The 22,997-nt window shown below is 67.0% G+C and carries 17 protein-coding genes and 3 rRNA genes; 1 reads left to right on the forward strand and 19 read right to left on the reverse strand.

Annotation, left to right across the window (positions count from 1 at the left end; all coding sequences use genetic code 11):
* Window positions 1–20 precede the first annotated feature (20 nt).
* From BO226_RS09535 to BO226_RS28050, 15 genes are all read right to left on the reverse strand, one after another.
* Window positions 21–1,190 carry a pseudouridine synthase gene (locus tag BO226_RS09535; RefSeq protein ID WP_232238097.1) on the reverse strand — a complete coding sequence of 390 codons (1,170 nt, stop codon included), beginning with the start codon at window positions 1,188–1,190 and terminating at the stop codon, window positions 21–23.
* 10 nt (window positions 1,191–1,200) lie between these two features.
* A complete protein-coding gene (gene scpB / locus BO226_RS09540) occupies window positions 1,201–1,833 on the reverse strand; it encodes an SMC-Scp complex subunit ScpB (RefSeq protein ID WP_064852432.1) in 633 nt (210 codons plus the stop codon).
* A gap of 170 nt (window positions 1,834–2,003) precedes the next feature.
* The gene (locus BO226_RS09545; RefSeq protein ID WP_082937684.1) at window positions 2,004–2,900 is read right to left on the reverse strand and encodes a segregation and condensation protein A; all 897 of its coding nucleotides are present in this window, start codon (window positions 2,898–2,900) and stop codon (window positions 2,004–2,006) included.
* 5 nt (window positions 2,901–2,905) lie between these two features.
* A complete protein-coding gene (locus BO226_RS09550) occupies window positions 2,906–3,889 on the reverse strand; it encodes a ParA family protein (RefSeq protein WP_064061543.1) in 984 nt (327 codons plus the stop codon).
* A 134-nt stretch (window positions 3,890–4,023) separates the two neighbouring features.
* A complete protein-coding gene (xerD, locus tag BO226_RS09555; protein ID WP_071935094.1) occupies window positions 4,024–4,995 on the reverse strand; it encodes a site-specific tyrosine recombinase XerD in 972 nt (323 codons plus the stop codon).
* A 3-nt stretch (window positions 4,996–4,998) separates the two neighbouring features.
* Window positions 4,999–5,625 carry an NUDIX domain-containing protein gene (locus tag BO226_RS09560; protein WP_071935095.1) on the reverse strand — a complete coding sequence of 209 codons (627 nt, stop codon included), beginning with the start codon at window positions 5,623–5,625 and terminating at the stop codon, window positions 4,999–5,001.
* Window positions 5,626–5,630: 5 nt separating this feature from the next.
* Window positions 5,631–7,385, reverse strand: a complete 1,755-nt coding sequence (locus tag BO226_RS09565; protein WP_024101113.1) for a CTP synthase — start codon at window positions 7,383–7,385, stop codon at window positions 5,631–5,633.
* Window positions 7,386–7,544: 159 nt separating this feature from the next.
* On the reverse strand, window positions 7,545–8,495 hold the full coding sequence (locus BO226_RS09570; RefSeq protein WP_071935096.1) for a copper transporter: 951 nt from the start codon (window positions 8,493–8,495) through the stop codon (window positions 7,545–7,547).
* Window positions 8,492–9,676, reverse strand: a complete 1,185-nt coding sequence (gene steA, locus BO226_RS09575; RefSeq protein ID WP_019289622.1) for a putative cytokinetic ring protein SteA — start codon at window positions 9,674–9,676, stop codon at window positions 8,492–8,494. Before steA ends, BO226_RS09570 begins: the two co-directional genes overlap by 4 nt.
* Before the next feature lie 85 nt (window positions 9,677–9,761).
* Window positions 9,762–11,531, reverse strand: coding sequence for a DNA repair protein RecN (gene recN / locus BO226_RS09580; RefSeq protein ID WP_006552722.1), 1,770 nt, complete (start codon window positions 11,529–11,531; stop codon window positions 9,762–9,764).
* A 1-nt stretch (window position 11,532) separates the two neighbouring features.
* Window positions 11,533–12,477: an NAD kinase gene (locus BO226_RS09585; protein ID WP_006552721.1), complete on the reverse strand. Its 945-nt coding sequence runs from the start codon at window positions 12,475–12,477 to the stop codon at window positions 11,533–11,535.
* The gene (locus BO226_RS09590; protein ID WP_024101115.1) at window positions 12,474–13,298 is read right to left on the reverse strand and encodes a TlyA family RNA methyltransferase; all 825 of its coding nucleotides are present in this window, start codon (window positions 13,296–13,298) and stop codon (window positions 12,474–12,476) included. The genes BO226_RS09585 and BO226_RS09590 overlap by 4 nt, the downstream gene beginning before the upstream one ends.
* A 1-nt stretch (window position 13,299) precedes the next feature.
* Window positions 13,300–13,530 carry a hypothetical protein gene (locus tag BO226_RS09595; RefSeq protein ID WP_019289625.1) on the reverse strand — a complete coding sequence of 77 codons (231 nt, stop codon included), beginning with the start codon at window positions 13,528–13,530 and terminating at the stop codon, window positions 13,300–13,302.
* A 52-nt stretch (window positions 13,531–13,582) separates the two neighbouring features.
* Entirely contained in the window at window positions 13,583–14,614 is a 1,032-nt protein-coding gene (locus BO226_RS09600) for an HAD-IIA family hydrolase (RefSeq protein ID WP_019289626.1), read from the reverse strand.
* Window positions 14,611–15,168, reverse strand: a complete 558-nt coding sequence (locus BO226_RS28050) for a tetratricopeptide repeat protein (protein WP_071935097.1) — start codon at window positions 15,166–15,168, stop codon at window positions 14,611–14,613. The genes BO226_RS09600 and BO226_RS28050 overlap by 4 nt, the downstream gene beginning before the upstream one ends.
* A 6-nt stretch (window positions 15,169–15,174) precedes the next feature.
* Between BO226_RS28050 and BO226_RS28680 the strand changes: the two genes are divergently transcribed.
* The gene (locus tag BO226_RS28680) at window positions 15,175–16,014 is read left to right on the forward strand and encodes a hypothetical protein (protein WP_071935098.1); all 840 of its coding nucleotides are present in this window, start codon (window positions 15,175–15,177) and stop codon (window positions 16,012–16,014) included.
* 47 nt (window positions 16,015–16,061) lie between these two features.
* Here the strand turns inward: BO226_RS28680 and rrf are convergent.
* The 4 genes from rrf to tyrS all read right to left on the reverse strand — a co-directional run bounded on the left by rrf (window position 16,062) and on the right by tyrS (window position 22,996).
* Window positions 16,062–16,178 (reverse strand): 5S ribosomal RNA (rrf, locus tag BO226_RS09615).
* A 109-nt stretch (window positions 16,179–16,287) separates the two neighbouring features.
* Window positions 16,288–19,423, reverse strand: a 23S ribosomal RNA gene (locus BO226_RS09620).
* Between the two features lie 300 nt (window positions 19,424–19,723).
* Window positions 19,724–21,245: ribosomal RNA gene (locus BO226_RS09625) — 16S ribosomal RNA — on the reverse strand.
* The 16S, 23S and 5S rRNA genes sit together here, the layout of an rRNA operon.
* A gap of 473 nt (window positions 21,246–21,718) precedes the next feature.
* On the reverse strand, window positions 21,719–22,996 hold the full coding sequence (tyrS, locus tag BO226_RS09630) for a tyrosine--tRNA ligase (protein ID WP_060652963.1): 1,278 nt from the start codon (window positions 22,994–22,996) through the stop codon (window positions 21,719–21,721).
* Window position 22,997: the final 1 nt, after the last annotated feature.

Consider the following 22,997-nt stretch of genomic DNA (forward strand, 5'->3'; position numbering starts at 1 on the left):
CGCGTCGGCCGGTGCGCCGGTCACAGCTTCACCGCCTGGTACAGGCCCCCGACCTCGTTGCGGCCGAGGACACGGAGGGTGCCGGGACGCTGGTCGCCGAGCGCCACGGGACCGATGTTGGTGCGCACGAGCCGGATCACGGGGAACCCGACCGCGTCGAGCAGACGTCGCACGATGTGCTTGCGTCCCTCGTGCAGCACGAGCCGCACGAGCGACTGGCCCTCGTGGACCTCGAGCAGCGAGAACTCGTCGACGGAGGCGGGTCCGTCCTCGAGTTCGATGCCTGCCTTGAGCTGCTTGCCGACACCACGGGCGAGCACACCCTTGACGGTCGCCAGGTAGGTCTTGGGCACCTCGAAGGACGGGTGCATCAGCCGATGGGCCAGTTCGCCGTCGTTGGTGAGCAGCAGCAGCCCCTCGGTGTCGGCGTCGAGACGACCGACGTGGAACAGGCGCTGCCCGGCGGCGACGCGTTCGGAGACGATGTCGCCGACGCACGGACGGCCGAGATCATCGGACATCGTGGACTGCCAGCCGCGGGGCTTGTTCAGCACGAGGTGCACGAGATCCTTGTTGATGACGACGCGGACGCCGTCGACCCGGATCACGGCGTTCTCCGGGTCCACGCGCAGGCCCTGCTCGACGACGATGTTGCCGTCGACCTCGACGCGACCCGCGGCGATGAGTTCCTCGGCGGCGCGGCGCGAGGCGACGCCGGCCTGGGCGAGCACCTTCTGCAGCCGCACGCCTTCACCGGCGGGCAGCTGGGCGGGGCCTGCCTCGCGATGCTGGTGCCGCGCGGGACGGGCATTGCTCACGGTCGGAACGACGCGCTGCGCGACGCGCTTGGCGGCAGGCTTGGAGGGCTTACCGGTCGAGGTGCCCTTGCGGTGCGGTTTCCGACCGGCGGCCGGCTGTGACGGTTTGCGACCTCCGGCCGACTGTGACGGTTTGCGACCTCCGGCCGACTGTGCCGGATTGCGACCTCCGGCCGACTGTGCCGGATTGCGGCCCCCGGCCGACTGGCCGGGAGTGGCCCGGCGATCGGAGCGGGGAGCTTCGGTGCGTCCTCGGGAACGCGGTGCTTCCGCGCGTCCCGAGCGGGATCCCCCGGTGTTGCGCGTGTTCGCGCTACGAGGATTGTTTCTTCTACGGTCCGGTGTGCCATCACGGCGAGCGGGTGTATTCACTTGGTTCCTGTCAGTTCTCTGGATCGAACTCCGCGGGCGAGAGAGTCTCGGGACGCGCGTTCCTACCCATTCTCTCAAATCGTGGGTCCGACTCGAGACTGTCGGCGATGTCGTCGATCACATCGACATCGGGCAGAAGCGGCGCAACGGGCGGCAGATCCTGCAGAGATGCCAGGCCGAGACGTTCGAGAAACAGCTCCGTGGTGACGTAGAGCGTGCCGCCGGTCTCCGGATCAGTGCCCGCCTCTGCGATCAGATCCCGCGCGAGCAGGGTGCGCATCACCCCGTCGACGTTGACGCCACGCACGGCACGGACACGGCTGCGCGTGACCGGTTGCCGGTAGGCGATCACGGCGAGCGTCTCGAGTGCGGCGCGGGTGAGCTTGGTGCGCGCGCCACCCTGCAGCAGCTTCTCGACGTAGGGCGCGAAATCGCGGCGCGTGTAGAAGCGCCAGCCGTCGCCCGCGAACCGCAGGTCGATGCCGGATCCGCGCGCGGTGAGGTCCTGTGCGAGACGCCGCAGCGCGGCCTCGGCGCGGTCGGCGGTGACCCCGATGGCGGTCGCGAGCTGCTCGGTCGGCGCGGGGGTATCGACGACGAGCAACAGTGCCTCGAGTGCCGCAGTGAGTTCGTCGGCGGCGATCTCGAGAAGTTCACCGTCCCACGCGCGTTCCGGCGCAGCAGTGTCTTCGTCACGTTCCCGCGCGGTGTCGTCCGCGCTCCCCGGCGCAGCGTCACTCTCGGGCGCAGCGTCGTCCGCGTGCTCCCGCACGACGGTGTCGTCCGCGTGCTCCCGCGCGACGGTGTCGTCGTTCACCCGTAGTCCTCCTCGAAATCGATGGCCTCCCCGTCGGTCTCCCCTGTCCACGCGACCTGCAGATGTCCGAGTGGGTCGGGTTGTTCGAAGGTGACGGCACGTTCGCGGTAGAGCTCGAGCAGCGCGAGGAACCGGGCGACGACGAGCAGTCCGAGATCGCAGTCGGCGACGAGTTCGTCGAATCCGACCCAGACGCCGGCGCCGCGGGCGCGCAGCAGGCCGAGGATGTGGGCGGCCTGTTCGGGAACCGACACCTTCGGGGTGTGCAGGTGGTCGAGGCCGACGGTCGGTGGTGGTTTCGGCCGGAACGCCGCGGCCGCGATCTCGGCGAAGCGGTGCGCGTCGACACCGAGCACGACCTCCGGTACGAGATTCTCGTAGCACTCCTCGAGCGACACCGCGCGCGGATAGCGGCGCAGGGCGGCGGCCTCGAGGGCGGCGAACTGTTCGGCGATCTGCTTGTAGGCCCGGTACTGCAGCAGACGCGCGAACAGCAGGTCGCGGGCCTCGAGCAGGGCGAGGTCCTCGGGGTCGTCGACCTCGCCGGCGGGCAGCAGCCGGGCGGCTTTGAGGTCGAGCAGGGTCGCGGCGACGACCAGGAACTCGGTGGTCTGATCGAGGCCGAGTTCGGGACCGAGTTTGCGGGTGTAGGCGATGAAGTCGTCGGTGACCTCGTGGAGAGCCACCTCGGTGACGTCGAGGCGACGCTGCGAGATGAGGGTGAGCAGCAGGTCGAACGGGCCCTCGAAGTTGCGCAGGCGCACATGGAAGCCCGAGGTGGTCTCCTCGACCTCCGGCCGATCCGGTTCGGTGGGTTCCTCGAGGACCACCGCGTCGACCTCCACATCGGGTGCCGTGCCGGTGTCCGCGGTGTCGTGAACGGGAGCGTGCACGGGGCTCAGCGACCGCTCCGGTGGATCACTTCCCGCGCGAGTGCGCGGTACGATTCGGCGCCGGCAGAGGTGGGCGCCCAGCGGGTGATGGGTTCGCCGGCGACGCTGGTCTCGGGGAACTTGACGGTGCGGTTGATGACGGCGTCGTAGACGAGATCGCCGAAGACCTCGACGACCCGCGACATCACCTCACGACCGTGCAGGGTGCGCTGATCGAACATGGTGACGAGGATGCCGGCAACGGTCAGCTTCGGGTTGAGCCGGTCGCGGACCTTTGCGACGGTGTCGTTGAGCAGCGCAAGGCCGCGCAGGCTGAAGAACTCGCATTCCATGGGGATGAGCACCGAGTCGGCGCAGGCGAGCGCGTTGACGGTGAGCAACCCCAGCGACGGCTGGCAGTCGACGAGGATGTAGTCGTAGCGGTCGAGCATCGGGTACAGGGCGCGGCCCAGGGCCTGTTCGCGGCCGACCTCGGAGACGAGCTGGATCTCGGCCGCCGACAGGTCGATGTTGCTCGGCAGCAGGTCGAGGCCCTCGACGTGGGTGCGCACGAGCACGTCGTCGGTGGACACCCGCGGTTCGACGAGCAGGTTGTGCACGGTGAGATCGAGATCGTGGTGGGCGACACCGAGTCCGGCGGACAGTGCGCCCTGCGGGTCGAGGTCGACGAGCAGGACGCGGCGCCCGTACTCGGCGAGGGACGCCCCGAGGTTGATGGTCGAGGTGGTCTTGCCGACCCCGCCCTTCTGGTTGCACATCGCGATGATGCGGGCCGGTCCGTGGGTGGACAACGGCACCGGTTCCGGGACGGGACGGCGTGGCCGGCCGGTCGGTCCGAGATCGGGCTCGGCAGCGGTTCCGGAGGTGGTGGAAGGCTCGGTGGTGGACGTTCTGTCGGTGTCCTCGCGGCCGTGTGCGTCGACCGGGACGGTGTTCGACCGGAGGTGCTCCGGCTCCGTGTACGTGGCGGGTGGCCGAGGTGTGCCCACGTTCGGTACTCCCCCTGTCTTGCGACCCGGATGTCTTCTCGTCGACCCGTCGGGTGACCCGGCGGCTCGTCCCCAGAACGCTACCGCTTCGTCGGCAGGATCACCGCACGGACACGCGTCCCCTGCGGAGTCGGTCATCGTGCCCGCGGATGCGCCTGCGCCCATACCTCGCGGAGGGCACCGGCGGTGACCAGGGTGTATATCTGCGTGGTCGTCACAGAAGCATGCCCCAGTAACTCCTGTACCACGCGTACGTCGGCGCCACCGTCGAGCAGGTGCGTCGCGAAGGAGTGCCGCAGCGTGTGCGGCGACACCCCGACGTCGACTCCGGCGCGTTCGGCGGCGGTCTGCAGCACCTTCCACGCGCTCTGCCGCGACAGGCGGCCGCCGCGCGCGTTGAGGAAGACCGCGGCGGTGCGGCCGGTTGTCAGGGCGGGTCGTCCCCGCACGAGATAGGCGTCGAGCGCGCCGAGCGCCGGGCGTCCGACCGGGACGAGTCGCTGTTTGCCGCCCTTGCCGCGCAGCAGCACGGAGCGTGATTCGGTGTCGATGTCGTCGACGTCGAGCCCGACGGCCTCGGAGATGCGGGCGCCGGTGGAGTACAGCAGTTCGAGCAGGGCGCGGTCGCGCATGCTGCGGGGTCCGTCGGCGTCGCGGCCGGCGGCGTCGAGGATCGCGGTGACCTGGTCGACGGTCAGCGCCTTGGGCAGGCGACGCCCGGCCGCCGGGGGTTTGACGGTGCGGGCGACGTCGACCGGGGTCTGTCCTTCGGCGGCGGCGAAGCGGTGCAGGCCGCGCACGGCGATCAGGGCGCGGGAGGCCGAGCTCGCTGCCAGCGCCGGGCGGTTGCGTTCCGGGTCTCCGCGGCGCAGGCTCGCGGCGAAGTCGCTGATGTGGTGTTCGTGCACGTCGGCGAGGTCACCGATGTGGATGTCGGTGAGGTGTTCGACGTAGCGCAGCAGGTCGCGGCGGTAGGAGGCGAGGGTGTTCGTCGCGACCCCCCGTTCGACGGTCAGGTGCGCGAGATAGGCGTCGAGTTGCCCGGTGAGTGTCGGGGACGGCTGCGGAGCGACCTGCGTGGCGGGACGCTCCTCACCGGGCAGCACTGCTCACCCCTCCGCGCGCGTGCGGGCGAAGGTGGTGGGCCGGTCCGGCCACGGCGCGTCCGGTGCGCGGGTCGCGGTGCCCGTCGCGCGGGCGGTTGCGAACGCGAGGAGACCGGACACCGCGGTGGCGTTGACGATCTCCCCGCGCAGCACCATCGCCACGGCCTCGTCCACCGGGACGCGGCGGACCTCGAGATCGGCCTCCTCGTGCTCGGGTTCGGGCCGGTCGACCTCGCTCAGGCCGCGGGCGGCGAAGACGCGCACGGCTTCGTCGGTGAATCCGGGTGAGAGCGCGATGTCGACGAGGAGTTCCCAGTCGGCGGCGGCCAGGCCGGTCTCCTCGGCGAGTTCGCGGCGGGCGGTGTCGAGGGGGTCCTCGCCGGGTGAGTCGAGCAGCCCGGCGGGCAGTTCCCACAGTCGCCGGCCGAGCGGGTGCCGGTACTGGTGCACGAGCACCACCCGGTCCTTCTCGTCGACGGCCACCACCGCGACCGCACCGTGGTGTTCGACCACTTCGCGTTCGGCGGTGTGCCCGTCGGGCATCGCCACGTTGTCGACGCGCAGCGACACGATGGCGCCCGTGTAGATCCGCCGGCTGTCCAGGGTGCGGAAGTCGTGTCGCTGCGCCATGTCGACTACTCGGCGTCGCCGGCGGTGGACGTCGACGCGGTCGAGCCGACCGATTCCTCGGAGGTGCTGTTCTCGCCGTGGATGTCGACCGGGAGTCGCTCAGCCGCCTTGTACTGCAGTGCCGCGGCAACGAGGCCGGAAAACAGCGGGTGCGGGCGGGTGGGCCGGCTCTTGAGTTCCGGGTGCGCCTGGGTGGCGACGAAGAACGGATGCTGCTCGGCCGGGTACTCGACGAACTCGACGAGTCGCCCGTCCGGGGAGGTGCCGGAGAACACCAGACCGGACTTGGCGATCTTGTCGCGGTAGGCGTTGTTGACCTCGTAGCGGTGCCGGTGCCGTTCGGAGACCTGCTCGCTGCCGTAGGCCCTGGCCACGACCGAGCCCTTCTTCAGCGTGGCCGGGTAGGCACCGAGACGCATGGTGCCGCCGAGATCGGCCTCACCGGCGACCGCCTGTTCCTGGTCCGCCATCGTGGAGATCACCGGGGCGGTGGTGTCGGGATCGAACTCGGTGGACGACGCGTCCTCGATGCCGACCGACCGCGCGGCCTCGATGACGACACACTGCAGGCCCAGGCACAGGCCGAGCAGCGGGATCCGGCGGGTGCGGGCGAACCGGATGGCGCCGAGCTTGCCCTCGATGCCGCGGATGCCGAAGCCGCCGGGGATCAGGACGGCGTCGACGTCGCCGAGGTGCTTCTCGGCACCGGCCTCGGTCTCGCACTCGTCGGAGGCGACCCAGCGGATCTTGACCTTCGCGCGGTGCGCGAAACCGCCGGCGCGCAGCGCCTCGGTGACCGACAGATAGGCGTCGGGCAGGTCGATGTACTTGCCGACGAGCGCGACCTCGACGGTCTCGCGGGGGTTGTGGACCCGCTCGAGCAGGTTGCCCCACACGGTCCAGTCGACGTCCCGGAAGGGCAGGCCGAGCTGGCGCACGACGTAGGCGTCGAGCCCCTCGCTGTGGAGCACCTTCGGGATGTCGTAGATGCTCGGCGCGTCGGGGCAGGAGATGCAGCCGGCGACGTCGACGTCGCACATCAGCGAGATCTTCGCCTTGAGCGAGGCCGGCACGTCGCGGTCGCAGCGCAGTACGAGCGCGTCGGGCTGGATACCGATGTTGCGCAGCGCGGCCACCGAGTGCTGGGTCGGCTTGGTCTTCAGCTCACCGGACGGCCCGAGATAGGGCACGAGCGAGACGTGCAGGAAGAAGCAGTTGTCGCGGCCGACCTCGTGGCGCACCTGGCGGGCGGCCTCGAGGAAGGGCTGCGACTCGATGTCGCCGACGGTGCCGCCGATCTCGGTGATCACCACGTCGGGGGTCTGGCCCTCGGAGTCGGGTGCGGCCATCGCGAGGATGCGGCGCTTGATCTCGTCGGTGATGTGCGGGATGACCTGCACGGTGTCGCCGAGATATTCGCCGCGGCGTTCCTTGGCGATGACCGTGGAGTACACCTGCCCGGTGGTGACGTTCGCGTCTGCGGACAGGTCGCGGTCGAGGAAGCGCTCGTAGTGGCCCACGTCGAGGTCGGTCTCGGCGCCGTCCTCGGTGACGAAGACCTCACCGTGCTGGAACGGATTCATCGTGCCGGGGTCGACATTGAGGTACGGGTCGAGCTTCTGCATCGTCACGCGCATGCCGCGTGCGGTGAGCAGAGTGCCCAGGCTCGACGCTGTGAGCCCCTTGCCGAGAGAGGACGCGACGCCCCCGCTGACGAAGATGTGCTTGGTAGGGGTACGCGAGTGGCGTGACTGTGGCAAAGAAGCTCCCGTGACGTCAGGTGCAGGACTTTTGGACTGATGCGATACAGCTGGGGCCTGCCGACCCACGGAACTTCACGGTAACACCTCCGTGGGCGGGCGCGTACCCGACTCGCGATTGCCGACCCCCGGTGCAATCGACGTCACAGGCGGCGACGCTCAGCGGGCCGGGGAGCCGACGGTGACGGCGGTGGCGCTCGGCCCCGTCCCGTACCGGCCGGTGCCCCCGTCGTACTGCTCGCGCAGCGCCAGAACCGTCGTCAGGCGCCCCGATTCGCGGTCGAGATTGTCGACCGTGGACAGGCCCGCGGCGAGCGCGGCGTCGGCCCGCACGACGGCGATCGGTCCGTTGCCCTCCGCTGCCCCCGTGCGGCCGGCGAGCACCGCGCCGGCGCCGCGGCCGTCGACGACCCCGGCGAAGCGCGCGATGAGCGACCCGCGATTGCCGGCGCGTTCGGCGTTGCCGCTGTGGTCGCCGGTGACAACGAGGGCGCTCTGGGCCGGTTCGACCTGACCGTCCTCGTAGGTGACGAAACCGCCGCTGCGCAGCGTGGTCAGGGCGAGGGCGCGTTCCTCGGGGGTGCTGCGCGGTTGTCCGGTGCCCGGGTCGACGAGCAGCGCCGCGCCGAGCAGATCCCCGGCGAGGCTGCCCGGGTCGACGGCGCCGGTCTGCAGTTCCACGCCGGCGGGCACGACGTTGGTGACGGTTGTGCGGAGCTGGTCGGTGCCGGAGGCGTCGACGAACGAATCGGTCAGCGCGATCCGGGCGGTGACCCGGCCGCCGGCATCACCGACGGACCGCACGACGGCGTCGACGTCCTCGGGTGCGGCGTCCGGGGTGGTCACGAGAAGGACGGTGCGGTCGAGGAGTTCGTCGCGCACGATCCGCGGGCCGACGGTCGAGTCGAACCCGTCGGCGGCGAGCAGTTGTGCCTCGAGCCGGCTGCCGTGGTCCTCGGCCTCCTGGATCTCGCGGCGCAGCTCGGCCTTGTCGTCGCGCAAACCGGAGACGACGCTGTCGGCCAGCAATCCGGAGCCGAGCACGATCCCGACCGCCAGGCCGAGGAACACCGCCACCAGGGAGACGACGTGATGGCGCATCGAGATCACGCGCGCAGACCCCGAATCCACTCGACGGCGGAGTCCCACCACTGCCGGGCGAGTTCGACGACGTCGGCACCGAGATTGGACACGGCGAGTGCGGCGATCACGGCGATGAGGGCCGCGAAGACGAGCAGGGCGATCACGCCGCCCGAGACGCGGCTGCGGTAGAGGGTGGCCACCGCCTTCGCATCGACGAGTTTCGGCCCGACCTTCAGACGGGTCATCACCGCCGACGGATTGGTGTCGCGACGGCCGTGGTCGAAGAACTCGTCGAGCGAGACAGTGCTGCCGACGGTCACCACCAGCGCCGCACCGTGATGCTCGACGAGCAGCAGCGCCAGGTCGGTGGGGGTGCCGACGGCGGGGAAGGTCATCGCGCCGATGCCGAGATCCTGTATCCGCTCGAGACCCGGGGCGTGGCCGTCCGGGTCGGCGGGCAGCACCACTTCGGCGCCCGATTTGAGGGTGGAAGTGCCGATCTCGTCGGGGTCGCCGACGATGAGGTCGGGGCGATAGCCCGCCTTGGAGAGGGCGTCCGCGCCGGGGCCGACGCCCACCAGGATCGGTGAGTACTCCTTGATGAACGGCTTGAGATCCTTGAGGTCCTGCACGTGCCCGGGGCCGTCGGAGACGACGACGACGTGCCGGTCGCGCAGGTCCAGGTCGATGTCGGGGATGCCGACGCCGTCGATGAGCAGCGGGCTCTCCGAGCGGATGAACTCGATGGTGTTGCCCGAGAACGCCTCGAGGTGATCGACGAGCCCGGTTCGCGCCTCGATCATGCGGTCGGAGATCTCGATGTCGGTCTGCTCGTCGCCCTCCATGAGGAGCTTCTCCCCCGCGTACACGCCACCCTCGTGCACCCGGACCTTCGCGCCGTCCTTGATCTTCTTGAAGACCTCGGTGCCGACGTTGTCGACGAGCACGATGTCGTGCGCGACGATCACTTCGGGACCGAGATTCGGGTACCGGCCCGAGATCGACGGGGACGCGTTGATCACCGCGGTGACGCCCGCCTCGACGAGCGCGTCGGCGGTGACACGATCGAGGTCGATGGCGTCGAGGACGACCACGTCGCCGGGACCGATCCGGCGCAGCAGCTTCGCGGTGTTCCTGTCGACCCGGGCAATGCCACTCACTCCGGGCAACGTTTCGTTGTTACGGGACAGCAGCGCCGGCATCTTCATGCAAGAGATGATGCGCCGGTATACGAGTGAGGTTGTGGAGGCGCGCCGGTAGTCGTGTGAACATCACCCCGGCGCGCCGGGCGGGTCAGCCGGTGCGCTCGGCGTGGGCGACGGCCAGCAGTTCCTCGGCGTGCGCACGTCCGGTCTCGGTGTCGTCGAGACCGGCGAGCATGCGGGCCAGTTCGGTAACCCTCTCCTCCTCGCTGAGGGTGCGCACCCCGCTGCTGATCACCCCGGCCCGGTCGTCGACCTTGTCGACGACGAGATGGGTGTCGGCGAACGCCGCGACCTGCGGCAGGTGCGTGACCACGATGACCTGGTGGGTGCGCGACAGGCGCGCGAGACGCCGGCCGATCTCGACGGCGGCGCGGCCACCGACCCCGGCGTCGACCTCGTCGAAGACCATCGTCGCGCCGCGCTCGGAACCGGCGAGCACCACTTCGAGGGCGAGCATGACGCGGGAGAGCTCACCGCCGGACGCGCTGCGGGCGAGCGGGCGGGCCGGGGCGTCGCTGTGCGGAGCGAGCCGGAACTCCACCTCGTCGATCCCTGATTCGCCGGCGTGCAGGAGCCGGTCGCCGACCGACAGCGGGGCGGTGTCGCTCACGGTCGCCGCGCGGTCGGCGATGTGCACGTCGAGCACGGCGCGCCCCATCGCGAGGCCGGACAGTTCCTTGCTCACGGCCTTCGCGAGTTTGCCGGCGACCTTGTGCCGCGCCGCCGACAGCGCGGTGGCGGTCTCCGCGGTCGCGGCGGCCTCCGCGTCGACCTCGGCGGCGAGCTTGTCGATCGCCTCCGCGGAGACGTCCAGTCCGGACAGGCGTTCGCGGGCCTCGCGCGCCCACTCGAGCACGCCGTCTATGTCGGCGGCGTACTTGCGGGTGAGGTTCTTCAGTTCCGCCTGCCGGTTGAGCAGGGTCTCGAGCGCGCTCGGGTCGGACGGCAGGTCGGACAGATAACCGGAGATGTCGCCGGTGACGTCGGTGACCACCGCGATCGCCTCGCCGAGGCGGGGCCCGAGCTCGCGCAGGGCGGGATCGTCGCAGCCCTCGAGGCGGGCGCGGGCCTCGCCGAGCAGGTCGAGTGCCGCCGAGTACGCGTCGGCGTCGCCGCTGTCGTCGCCGGCGAGGGCGTTGTGCGCGACGGTGGCCGCCTCGCGCAGCGAGTCGAGGTCGGACAGGCGCCGCACCTCGTCGACGATGCGGGTGTCCTCCCCCGGTTCGGGTGCGACGCGGTCGATCTCGTCGAGACCGAAGTGCAAGCGATCGGCCTCCTGCGCGAGCTCACGCGACCGTTCGGTGCGTTCCTGCAGTTCGGCGCGGGCCTCGAGCCAGCGGCGTCGCCGGGTTCGGTAGCGGTCGAGCAGACCGGCGACGGTCTTGCCGCCGAACCGGTCGAGCGCGGCGCGCTGCTCGTCGGGACGCAGGAGCCGCAACTGGTCGTTCTGGCCGTGCACGGTCAGCAGCGGCCCGGTGAATTCGGACAGCACCCCCACCGGCACGCTGCGTCCGCCGAGGTGGGCGCGGGAGCGGCCGTCGCTGCCGACGGTGCGCACGGCGATGATGCTGCCGTCCTCGTCGCGCTGGGCGCCGGTGGCCTCGAGCAGTTCGGCGATCTGCTGTTCGATGTGGCTGGGCGCCGGTTCGATCTCGAAGCGTCCTTCGACCACGGCGCGGTTGGCGCCGACCCGTACCCGGGAGGGGTCGGCGCGCACCCCGGAGAGCAGATGCAGGCTCGTGACGACCATCGTCTTGCCGGCACCGGTCTCGCCGGTGAGCACCGTCAGTCCCCCGTGGAAGCGCGCGTACGCCTCGGAGATCACACCCAGGTTGTCGATCCGGATCTCTGCGAGCATCTCAGAGTTTCCTTCCCCGCCAGCCCTTCACCGGAAGTTCGAACTTGCGCACCATCCGATCCGCGAACGGTGCCGAATCGAGCCGCACCCAGCGGACCGGATCGCATCCTCGCACCACTTCGAGCCGGGCCCCGGCCGGGACGTCGATGATGCGGCGACCGTCGCAGAAGACCACCCCGTCGTGGCCGCCGGCGAGGGTCTCGACGGCGATGATCGACTCGGGGCTGGTTACCAGCGGGCGCGCGAACAGAGCGTGTGCGTTGCTCGGGATCACCAGCAGCGCTTCGAGTTCGGGCCAGACGATCGGTCCGCCGGCCGAGAAGGCGTAGGCCGTCGATCCCGTCGGGGTGGCGACGAGGACACCGTCGCAGCCGAACGACGAGACCGGACGACCGTCGACCTCGAGCACCACCTCGAGGACCCCGAGCCGCGACTTGTTCTCGAGACTCGCCTCGTTGAGCGCCCACCCGCGGTCGAGGACCTCGGCGTCCATGCGCACCGTCACGTCGAGCGTCATGCGTTGTTCGACGCGGTACTCGCGGCGCACCACCTGCATGAGCGCTTCCTCGAGGTGTTCGGCCTCGGACTCGGCGAGGAAACCGATGCGGCCGAGGTTGATCCCGAGGACGGGCACCGCCGAGTACTGCGCGAGTTCGGCGGCCCGGAGGAAGCTGCCGTCGCCCCCGAGGACGATCACCATCTCGCAGCCGGCGGCCGCCTCCGGTCCCGGTTCGACGACGCTGATGAAACTGCCCGGCAGGGCGAGGACGCCGAGTCCGTTGCTCACCGCCTCGTCGTCGAGGGTGCGCAGACCGATACCGGCCTCACCGAGCATCTTGGCGACCCGCAGCGCGGTGCCGGCTATCTCGTCGCGCCCCGAATGGGAGACCAGCAGGATCTCCCGGCCCGATCGCACCGCGCCCTCCGCGGCGGTCTCTTCGCTCACTGTGGTCCTTCCTGCACCGCACGCTCGATCAGTTCGACCACCGCAGGGTCGAGTTCCGCCGGCCCCGGCTCTCCGGCCCGCAGCCACAGGAAGTACTCGACGTTCCCGGACGGTCCGGGCAGCGGACTCGCCACCGCTCCGAGGGTGAGCAGACCCTGGCGTTGCGCTTCGCGCGCGACGTCGAGCACCGCCTCGGTGCGCAGCGCCGGATCGCGCACCACGCCACCGCTGCCGACCCGGTCCTTGCCCACCTCGAACTGCGGTTTGACCATCGGCAGCAGGTCGCCGCCGGGGGCGACGCAGGCGACGAACGCCGGCAACACCAACTTCAGCGAGATGAACGACAGGTCCGCGACCACCAGGTCGACACGCCCGTCGATCGTCTCCGCGTCGATGCTACGCACATTCGTTCGATCGATCACGTGGACACGCTCGTCGGACTGCAGGCGCCAGATCAGCTGGCCGTAGCCGACGTCCACTGCGACGACCTCCGCGGCACCCTCGTGCAGCAGGACATCGGTGAAACCGCCGGTCGACGCGCCGGCGTCGAGGCAGCGACGCCCCGACACCTGCAACCCCTGCGGCGTGAACGCCTCGAGGGCGCCGAGGAGCTTGTGGGCACCGCGGGACGCCCAGGAGACCTCGTCGCTCCCCTCTGTGACGATCAGCGGCGTGTTCGGTTCGACGGCGGTCGCCGGTTTGGAGGCCACGGTGCCGGCGATCAGCACCCGACCTGCGGCGATCAGTTCGCTGGCGTGCTCGCGTGAGCGCGCCAGACCCCGCCGCACCAGTTCCGCGTCGACGCGTGCCCGGCGTGCCACGTCAGATCTTGTCCACGGTCGACAAAGCCTGCACGAGGACCTCGTGGGCTCGTTCGAGCAGGTCGGCCTGCTCGAGCAGCACGGACTGATCGGCGCTCTCGGCACCGGGGACGGATGCGCCCTCGCGGACACGCGCCAGCAAAGCGTCGACCTCCTCGCGGACGTGTGCGGGATCGACGGTGGGGCGTGCGCCGGGAAGGTGTTCGCCCGGACGTGGAATCGGCGTGCTCATCGCCGTCCACGCTAGTCGATGGATGCGACCGGGCTACACCCTCCGGTGCGGATCAGACCGTCGCCGCCCACGCGTCCACGACGGACCGCGCCCGCTCGTCCACCGGACGGACCTGTCCGAATCCGGGGTTGGCCCAGGCGATGTCGAGCAGACCCCGCAGCGCCTCCATCGGATCGGCGGCCGACGGCGCGGCGGCGAGGTGAAGATCACCCCCGTCGACCGTGACGTCCCACGAGTCGTGCGATGCGACACGGAGCCGGTCGGCCGGCTGATCGAGACTCGTGAGCGAGGCCGCGACGTAGGTCGGGCGCTGCTCGGCCGGAGCCCGCAGCAGATCGTCGACGGTGCTGACCCCGGTCAGCACGAGCAGGGAATCCGCACCGACGGCGTTGGCGCCTTCGATGTCGGTGTCCAACCGGTCACCGATGACGAGGGGACGACGGGCACCGCCGCGACGGATCGCGTCCTCGAGCAGCGGAGCTGCGGGTTTGCCCGCCACGATCGGGGTCGCGCCGGTGGCGTTGTGCACCGCCGCGACCATCGACCCGTTGCCGAGGACGAGTCCGCGCTCGGTCGGCAGGGTCGAGTCGACGTTGGTGGCCACCCACAGAGCGCCTGCGCGGACGGCGAGCGTCGCCTCCGCCAGGATCGCCCATCCGGTGTCCGGGGAATGCCCCTGCACGACCGCCACCGGATGCGCGTCCGCGGACCGAACCGGGGTGAGGCCGACACCGGCCACCTCCTCGGCCAGGGCCTCGGTGCCGACGACGAGCACCGGCACACCGGCCGGGAACCGCTCGGCCAGCAGGCGCGCAGCGGACTGCGAGCTCGTCACCACCGACGAGTCGTCGGCCGGGAAGCCGAGTTCTCGCAGGTGCAGGGCGACCTCCGACGGCCGGCGGCTGGCGTTGTTCGTCACGTACAGAACGGTGTCGTCACCGGCGGCCAGCGCCTCGCGGGCACCTGGGACGGGTTCGGCGCCCCGGTAGACGGTGCCGTCGAGGTCGAGCAGCAGGACGTCGTAGATCCGACGCAGACTGTCGCTGGAAGCCGTACTGCCGGAAACGTCGGTGCCGTCGGTCACGGCGACTCTCCGGTGAGCTCCTCCACCCGCTCCTCGGCGTCGGTGACGCCTTCGATGTCCGCGCCTGCGGAGTGCAGGAACCATTGCAGGCCTTCTTCGGTCCGCCCGGCGGCGACGAGAGCGTCGGCGTAGGCGTAGAAGAGACGGGCAGCCGGTGTACCGGTCCGCTCGGGGTCGAGATCGGGCGTCTGCAGGGTGACGACGGCCTGGTCGTACTGACCGAGATCCATGCGGGCACCGGCGAGGACAATCCGCAGCTCTGTCGCCTCGTCGCCGGTCAGCTTGCGAGCTTCCTCGCTCCGGCCCAGTTCGAGCGCCTTCTCGGGGCGACCGAGACCGCGTTCGCAGTCGGCCATCACGGCGAGCAGTCCGGTACCACCGGACATGCGACGTGCTGCGCGGAGTTCGGACAGCGCCTCCGCCCACTCCCCGGCGTGGTAGGCGGCGATGCCGGCGGCCTCGCGGACGACCGCGATGCGGCCGGCGCGCTGACGGGCGGCGCGAGCATGGGTGAGCGCGGCGCGAGGATCGTCGTCGAGCAGACGACCGGCCATCACCAGATGCCGGGCGACGGAGTTCGCGTTCGACTTGTCCAGGCTCAGCAGATCGCGGCGGATCGTCGGGTCGAGCTCGGATGCCTCGACGTCGTCGGGGATGTCCGGCTCGTCCGGACGTGCATCGCGACGCTGCGGTGCGATGCCGTCGCGCCCGCGACCCGGACCGAATCCACCTTCACCGCCACGACGACGGGGTGCTCCCTCGCCACGACGGTCACCGGACTGGGGGCCACGGCGGTCGCCGGAATAGCCTCGCCGGTCGCCGCCACCTCGCTGGTCACTGCCTCGCTGGTCGCCACCACGACGATCGTCGCGGTTGCCGTAGCTGCGCTCACCGCCGGGACGGTCCGAACCCTGACGGGGACGGTCGCCGTACTGCCGACCACGCTCGTCGCCGCGGCTCGACCGGTCATCGCTGCGGCGGGGGCGGTCGTCGCCTCCGGAACGTTCGCGGTAGGGACGGTCGCTGCGACCGGAACGAGCGTCGTCGCGGCCGCGATCCCGGCGGTCTCCGCCCTGGAAGGAACGGCGGTCGTCACTGCGCTGGGGGCGCCGATCGTCACCGCGCTGGGGGCGCCGATCGTCGCTCCGGTGCGGGCGCCGATCGTCACCGCGCTGCGGACGGTCGTCTCGTCCGGACGAACGTCCGGCGGATCCGTAGCCACCCTGCCGGCGGTCGTCGCCGCGTCCACGCTCGTCGCGGTCGCGGGGTGCGCGCTCGTCGCGGCTGTCGCCGGCGCGTTCCTCGCGCTCGTTCTTGCGGCCCGACCACGGAGTGGATCCTCCACTCCTGAAGGACCGACGTTCACCGTTGCCGTCGGACACAGAAAAATCCTCTCATGAAAACACGAAAGGGGACCCAAACGAGTGGGTCCCCTTTCGGAACGGGTGTTCGGCGGTGTCCTACTCTCCCACACCCTGTCGAGTGCAGTACCATCGGCGCAGACAGGCTTAGCTTCCGGGTTCGGAATGGGACCGGGCGTTTCCCTGTCGCTATGACCGCCGTAACTCTATGAAACAATAGTCCACGCAGATTCCTCGAATCACCTGCTGCTGCAGGATTTTCGGATCTGTGTGTGTTGTTTCAGATACCGCACAGTGGACGCGTAACATCTTCGTGGTAAGTCCTCGGCCTATTAGTACCGGTCACCTCCACCCATTGCTGGGCTTCCAGTTCCGGCCTATCAACCCGGTGGTCTGCCGGGGGCCTTACCCCCTCGAGGGGGTGAGAAACCTCATCTTGGAACAGGCTTCCCGCTTAGATGCTTTCAGCGGTTATCCCTTCCGAACGTAGCCAACCAGCCATGCCCCTGGCGGGACAACTGGCACACCAGAGGTTCGTCCGTCCCGGTCCTCTCGTACTAGGGACAGCCTTCCTCAAGTTTCTAACGCGCGCGGCGGATAGAGACCGAACTGTCTCACGACGTTCTAAACCCAGCTCGCGTGCCGCTTTAATGGGCGAACAGCCCAACCCTTGGGACCTACTCCAGCCCCAGGATGCGACGAGCCGACATCGAGGTGCCAAACCATCCCGTCGATATGGACTCTTGGGGAAGATCAGCCTGTTATCCCCGGGGTACCTTTTATCCGTTGAGCGACACCGCTTCCACATGCCGGTGCCGGATCACTAGTCCCGACTTTCGTCCCTGCTCGACCTGTCAGTCTCACAGTCAAGCTCCCTTGTGCACTTGCACTCGACACCTGATTGCCAACCAGGCTGAGGGAACCTTTGGGCGCCTCCGTTACATTTTGGGAGGCAACCGCCCCAGTTAAACTACCCACCAGGCACTGTCCCTGAACCAGATCATGGTCCGAGGTTAGAGGTCCAATACGATCAGAGTGGTATTTCAACAACGACTCCACCCATACTGGCGTATGAGCTTCACAGTCTCCCACCTATCCTACACAAACCGAACCGAACACCAATACCAAGCTATAGTGAAGGTCCCGGGGTCTTTTCGTCCTGCCGCGCGTAACGAGCATCTTTACTCGTAATGCAATTTCGCCGAGTCTGTGGTCGAGACAGCAGAGAAGTCGTTACGCCATTCGTGCAGGTCGGAACTTACCCGACAAGGAATTTCGCTACCTTAGGATGGTTATAGTTACCACCGCCGTTTACTGGGGCTTAAATTCTCAGCTTCGCGGAGTAAACCCCGCTAACCGGTCCTCTTAACCTTCCAGCACCGGGCAGGCGTCAGTCCGTATACATCGTCTTACGACTTCGCACGGACCTGTGTTTTTAGTAAACAGTCGCTTCTCTCTGGTCTCTGCGACCACCCCCAGCTCGGACCGCAAGGGCCGTCACCGGGCGTGGTCCCCCTTCTCCCGAAGTTACGGGGGCATTTTGCCGAGTTCCTTAACCACAGTTCTCTCGATCGCCTCGGTATTCTCTACCTGACCACCTGTGTCGGTTTGGGGTACGGGCCGTGTACCAACTCACTAGAGGCTTTTCTCGGCAGCATAGGATCACTGAATTCCCCTCAACGGGTACGCATCACCTCTCAGGCTGTGTGAATGGCGGATTTGCCTACCATTCGCCCTACCGGCTTACACCAGGTACTCCATCACCTGGCCCAGCTACCTTCCTGCGTCACCCCATCGCTTGACTACTACAATCAGGGTCCCGTGCAGCCATCCCCACAGTTCCCGAAGGAACAGCGGAAACTTTTGGACGGTTAGCACAACTGATTCGCCATTGGGCGCGGATACACGGGTACGGGAATATCAACCCGTTGTCCATCGACTACGCCTGTCGGCCTCGCCTTAGGTCCCGACTCACCCTGGGCGGATTAACCTGGCCCAGGAACCCTTGGTCATCCGGCGGACGAGTTTCTCACTCGTCTTTCGCTACTCATGCCTGCATTCTCACTCGCACAGCCTCCACACCTGGATCACTCCGGCGCTTCCACGGCTGCACGACGCTCCCCTACCCACCCACACCACTGCACACGTTCCCGCAGGAACGAATGGGTGTTGTGTGAGTGCCGCGGCTTCGGCGGTGTACTTGAGCCCCGCTACATTGTCGGCGCAGAACCACTTGACCAGTGAGCTATTACGCACTCTTTCAAGGGTGGCTGCTTCTAAGCCAACCTCCTGGTTGTCTCAGCGATCCCACATCCTTTTCCACTTAGTACACGCTTAGGGGCCTTAGCCGGCGATCTGGGCTGTTTCCCTCTCGACTACGAAGCTTATCCCCCGCAGTCTCACTGCCGCGCTCTCACTCACCGGCATTCGGAGTTTGGCTGATTTCGGTAAGCTTGTGGGCCCCCTAGACCATCCAGTAGCTCTACCTCCGGTGAGAAACACGCGACGCTGCACCTAAATGCATTTCGGGGAGAACCAGCTATCACGGAGTTTGATTGGCCTTTCACCCCTACCCACAACTCATCCCCTCAGTTTTCAACCTAAGTGGGTTCGGGCCTCCACGACGTCTTACCATCGCTTCACCCTGGCCATGGGTAGATCACTCCGCTTCGGGTCTAGAACATGCCACTCATGCGCCCTATTCGGACTCGCTTTCGCTACGACTACCCCACACGGGTTAACCTCGCGACATGCCACTAACTCGCAGGCTCATTCTTCAAAAGGCACGCCATCACCCACCACGAACTGAATCGTGCATCGGCTCTGACGGATTGTAAGCGCACGGTTTCAGGTACTATTTCACTCCCCTCCCGGGGTACTTTTCACCTTTCCCTCACGGTACTAGTCCGCTATCGGTCACCAGGGAGTATTCAGGCTTATCGGGTGGTCCCGACAGATTCACACCGGATTTCACGGGCCCGGTGCTACTCGGGTACTTTTCACGAGAGCCGGCAAGTTTTCGTCTACGGGATTCTCACCCTCTACGACAGGCCGTTCCAGACCACTTCGACTAACCAACCGGTTTCTTACTCTCGCCCGTCATGACAGTGACGGGAAGAAAAGCCCCACAACCCCACGGATGCAACGCCTGCCAGCTATCACACACCCATGGTTTAGCCTCATCCGCTTTCGCTCGCCACTACTCACGGAATCACATGTTGTTTTCTCTTCCTGTGGGTACTGAGATGTTTCACTTCCCCACGTTCCCTCCACACACCCTATATATTCAGATGCGGGTAACACGACATCACTCGTGCTGGGTTTCCCCATTCGGAAATCCTCGGATCACAGCTCGGTTGACAGCTCCCCGAGGCATATCGCAGCCTCCCACGTCCTTCATCGGCTCCTGGTGCCAAGGCATCCACCGTACGCTCATAAACACTTACAACAAAGATGCTCGCGTCCACTGTGCAGTTCTCAAACAACACACAACACCGAATACTCACCCCGTGGACTCCACGGAACTTTCTTCGACATCGTCGCTGATCAAACACATTGCGTGTTCTCTCAGGACCCAACAGTGCACCGATATAACCACCGCGACGAGGATCTGTATCCCCGCCATACGCGGTGATGGTTGTCAGCGTTCCACCCATGAGCTTCTGCCGTTCCACCTGCGGGAACGAAACAGTCTCTGCCCGTGAGGAAGTCACCTGTGTGACCCCTCGCCGGGAGAAATGCTCCTTAGAAAGGAGGTGATCCAGCCGCACCTTCCGGTACGGCTACCTTGTTACGACTTCGTCCCAATCGCCGATCCCACCTTCGACGGCTCCCTCCCACAAGGGGTTAGGCCACCGGCTTCGGGTGTTACCGACTTTCATGACGTGACGGGCGGTGTGTACAAGGCCCGGGAACGTATTCACCGCAGCGTTGCTGATCTGCGATTACTAGCGACTCCGACTTCACGGGGTCGAGTTGCAGACCCCGATCCGAACTGAGACCGGCTTTAAGGGATTCGCTCCACCTCACGGTATCGCAGCCCTCTGTACCGACCATTGTAGCATGTGTGAAGCCCTGGACATAAGGGGCATGATGACTTGACGTCGTCCCCACCTTCCTCCGAGTTGACCCCGGCAGTCTCCTGCGAGTCCCCACCATCACGTGCTGGCAACACAGGACAAGGGTTGCGCTCGTTGCGGGACTTAACCCAACATCTCACGACACGAGCTGACGACAGCCATGCACCACCTGTCTACCGGCCACAAGGGAAACCACATCTCTGCAGTCGTCCGGTACATGTCAAACCCAGGTAAGGTTCTTCGCGTTGCATCGAATTAATCCACATGCTCCGCCGCTTGTGCGGGCCCCCGTCAATTCCTTTGAGTTTTAGCCTTGCGGCCGTACTCCCCAGGCGGGGCGCTTAATGCGTTGGCTACGGCACGGATCCCGTGGAAGGAAACCCACACCTAGCGCCCACCGTTTACGGCGTGGACTACCAGGGTATCTAATCCTGTTCGCTACCCACGCTTTCGCTCCTCAGCGTCAGTTACTGCCCAGAGACCCGCCTTCGCCACCGGTGTTCCTCCTGATATCTGCGCATTTCACCGCTACACCAGGAATTCCAGTCTCCCCTGCAGTACTCGAGTCTGCCCGTATCGCCTGCAAGCCCGCAGTTGAGCTGCGGGATTTCACAGACGACGCGACAAACCGCCTACGAGCTCTTTACGCCCAGTAATTCCGGACAACGCTCGCACCCTACGTATTACCGCGGCTGCTGGCACGTAGTTGGCCGGTGCTTCTTCTCCCACTACCGTCACTTGCGCTTCGTCATGGGTGAAAGAGGTTTACAACCCGAAGGCCGTCATCCCTCACGCGGCGTCGCTGCATCAGGCTTGCGCCCATTGTGCAATATTCCCCACTGCTGCCTCCCGTAGGAGTCTGGGCCGTGTCTCAGTCCCAGTGTGGCCGGTCGCCCTCTCAGGCCGGCTACCCGTCGTCGCCTTGGTAGGCCATTACCCCACCAACAAGCTGATAGGCCGCGGGCTCATCCTGCACCGAAAAACTTTCCACCCCAGGACATGCATCCCGAGGTCATATCCGGTATTAGACCCAGTTTCCCAGGCTTATCCCAGAGTGCAGGGCAGATCACCCACGTGTTACTCACCCGTTCGCCACTAATCCACCCAGCAAGCTGGGCTTCATCGTTCGACTTGCATGTGTTAAGCACGCCGCCAGCGTTCGTCCTGAGCCAGGATCAAACTCTCCGTTGAAGACTCACAATCACCCCCAAAAGGGGCAATCAGTCAAAGACAAAAGAGTCAAATCACTAGCAAAAAAACTCAAACTAGCTCAAACACTGGATCACCGCAGACGGAAGAATGCGATGTCCAGCAACAACCACCGAACAAATTCGATGGTCGCACCAAATATTATTTGGCACTGACATTCATCGGCACACTGTTGAGTTCTCAAAGAACACGCGCACATCGTTACGTTACCGGACACCTGTCCGGCTCGCTCCGATGCAACCGCTCCAAGCTATCACATCCGATTTCAGGGCCGCAAATCGCTGCTTTCCTGTTCTCTTCTGTGAGAGCCGATCGATGCGACATCGAACATGCCTGTTTCCGAACCTCTCGGTCCGGCGGGCTGTTCGGTGTCGCTCGAACGACGACTAAGTTACGCCGACGCTAACGCGCCGTCAAATCCGCTGGTCAGGGGCTCGCCAGCGTCGGCGAAGGCCTCAGTCGCGGACGACTCGCACGCCGGCGAAGTTCCGCTTACCTCGACGCAGGACGAGCCAGCGTCCGTGCAGCAGCTCTCCGTCGCGGGGGGTCCACTCCTCCGAGGAAATGCGGACGTTGTTGACCGACGCACCGCCTTCCTTGATGGTGCGACGCGCGGCTCCCTTGCTCTCGCACAGACCCGACGCGACGAGCAGGTCGATGATCGTGTCGGGCTCGCCGGCGCGGAGCTCCGTCACGGACGCCTCGGTCAGGGCAGCCGCGAGCGTGGGCTCGTCCAGCTCGCCGAGCTCTCCCCGACCGAACAGGGCGCGGCTGGCCAACTCGACCGCTGCGGTGTTGTGCGCTCCGTGCACGAGCGTGGTCATCTCGGCTGCGAGTCGCTTCTGAGCCTCGCGTGCGTGCGGACGCTCAGTGGTGGCGGTTTCGAGCTCGGCGAGTTCGTCCTTGTCGAGGAAGGTGAACCAGCGCAGGTACTTCATGACGTCCGCGTCGGCCGCGTTGACGAAGTACTGGTACCAGGCGTACGGGCTCGTCATCTCCGGGTCGAGCCACAAGCTGCCACCACCGGTGGACTTGCCGAACTTCTTGCCGTCGGACGAGGTCACGAGCGGGACGGTCAGGGCGTGGACGCTCTCACCGTCGGTACGGCGGTTGAGCTCGACGCCGGCGATGATGTTTCCCCACTGATCGGAACCGCCGACCTGCAGCGCACATCCGTACTCGCGGCGGAGCTGCACGTAGTCGTTGGCCTGCAGGAGCATGTAGCTGAACTCGGTGTACGAGATGCCGTCACCTTCGAGGCGGCGCTTGACGGTGTCGCGGGCGAGCATCACGTTGATCGAGAAGTGCTTCCCGATATCGCGCAGGAAGTCGATCGCGGACAGCTTGCCGGTCCAGTCGAGGTTGTTCACGACCACGGCTCCCGTCGGGGAGTCGTCGAAGTCGACGAACCGCTCGAGCTGCCCACGGATCCGCCCTGCCCATTCGGCGACGGTGTCGGCGGAGTTCATGGTGCGCTCCCCCACGTCCCGCGGGTCACCGATCATGCCGGTCGCGCCACCTGCGAGAACGATGGGTCGATGGCCGGCGCGCTGGAAACGCTTGAGTGCGAGGAGCGGAACGAGGTGACCGGCGTGCAGGCTCGGGCCGGTCGGATCGAAACCGGCATAGAGGGTGATCGGACCCTTGTCGAGTTCGCCTCGAAGTGCGTCGAGATCGGTCGATTGCGCGATGAGCCCGCGCCAGGTCAGTTCGTCGAGAATGTGCTCAGTCACC

Source organism: Rhodococcus sp. 2G, assembly GCF_001886355.1.
Lineage (GTDB): Bacteria > Actinomycetota > Actinomycetes > Mycobacteriales > Mycobacteriaceae > Rhodococcus > Rhodococcus pyridinivorans.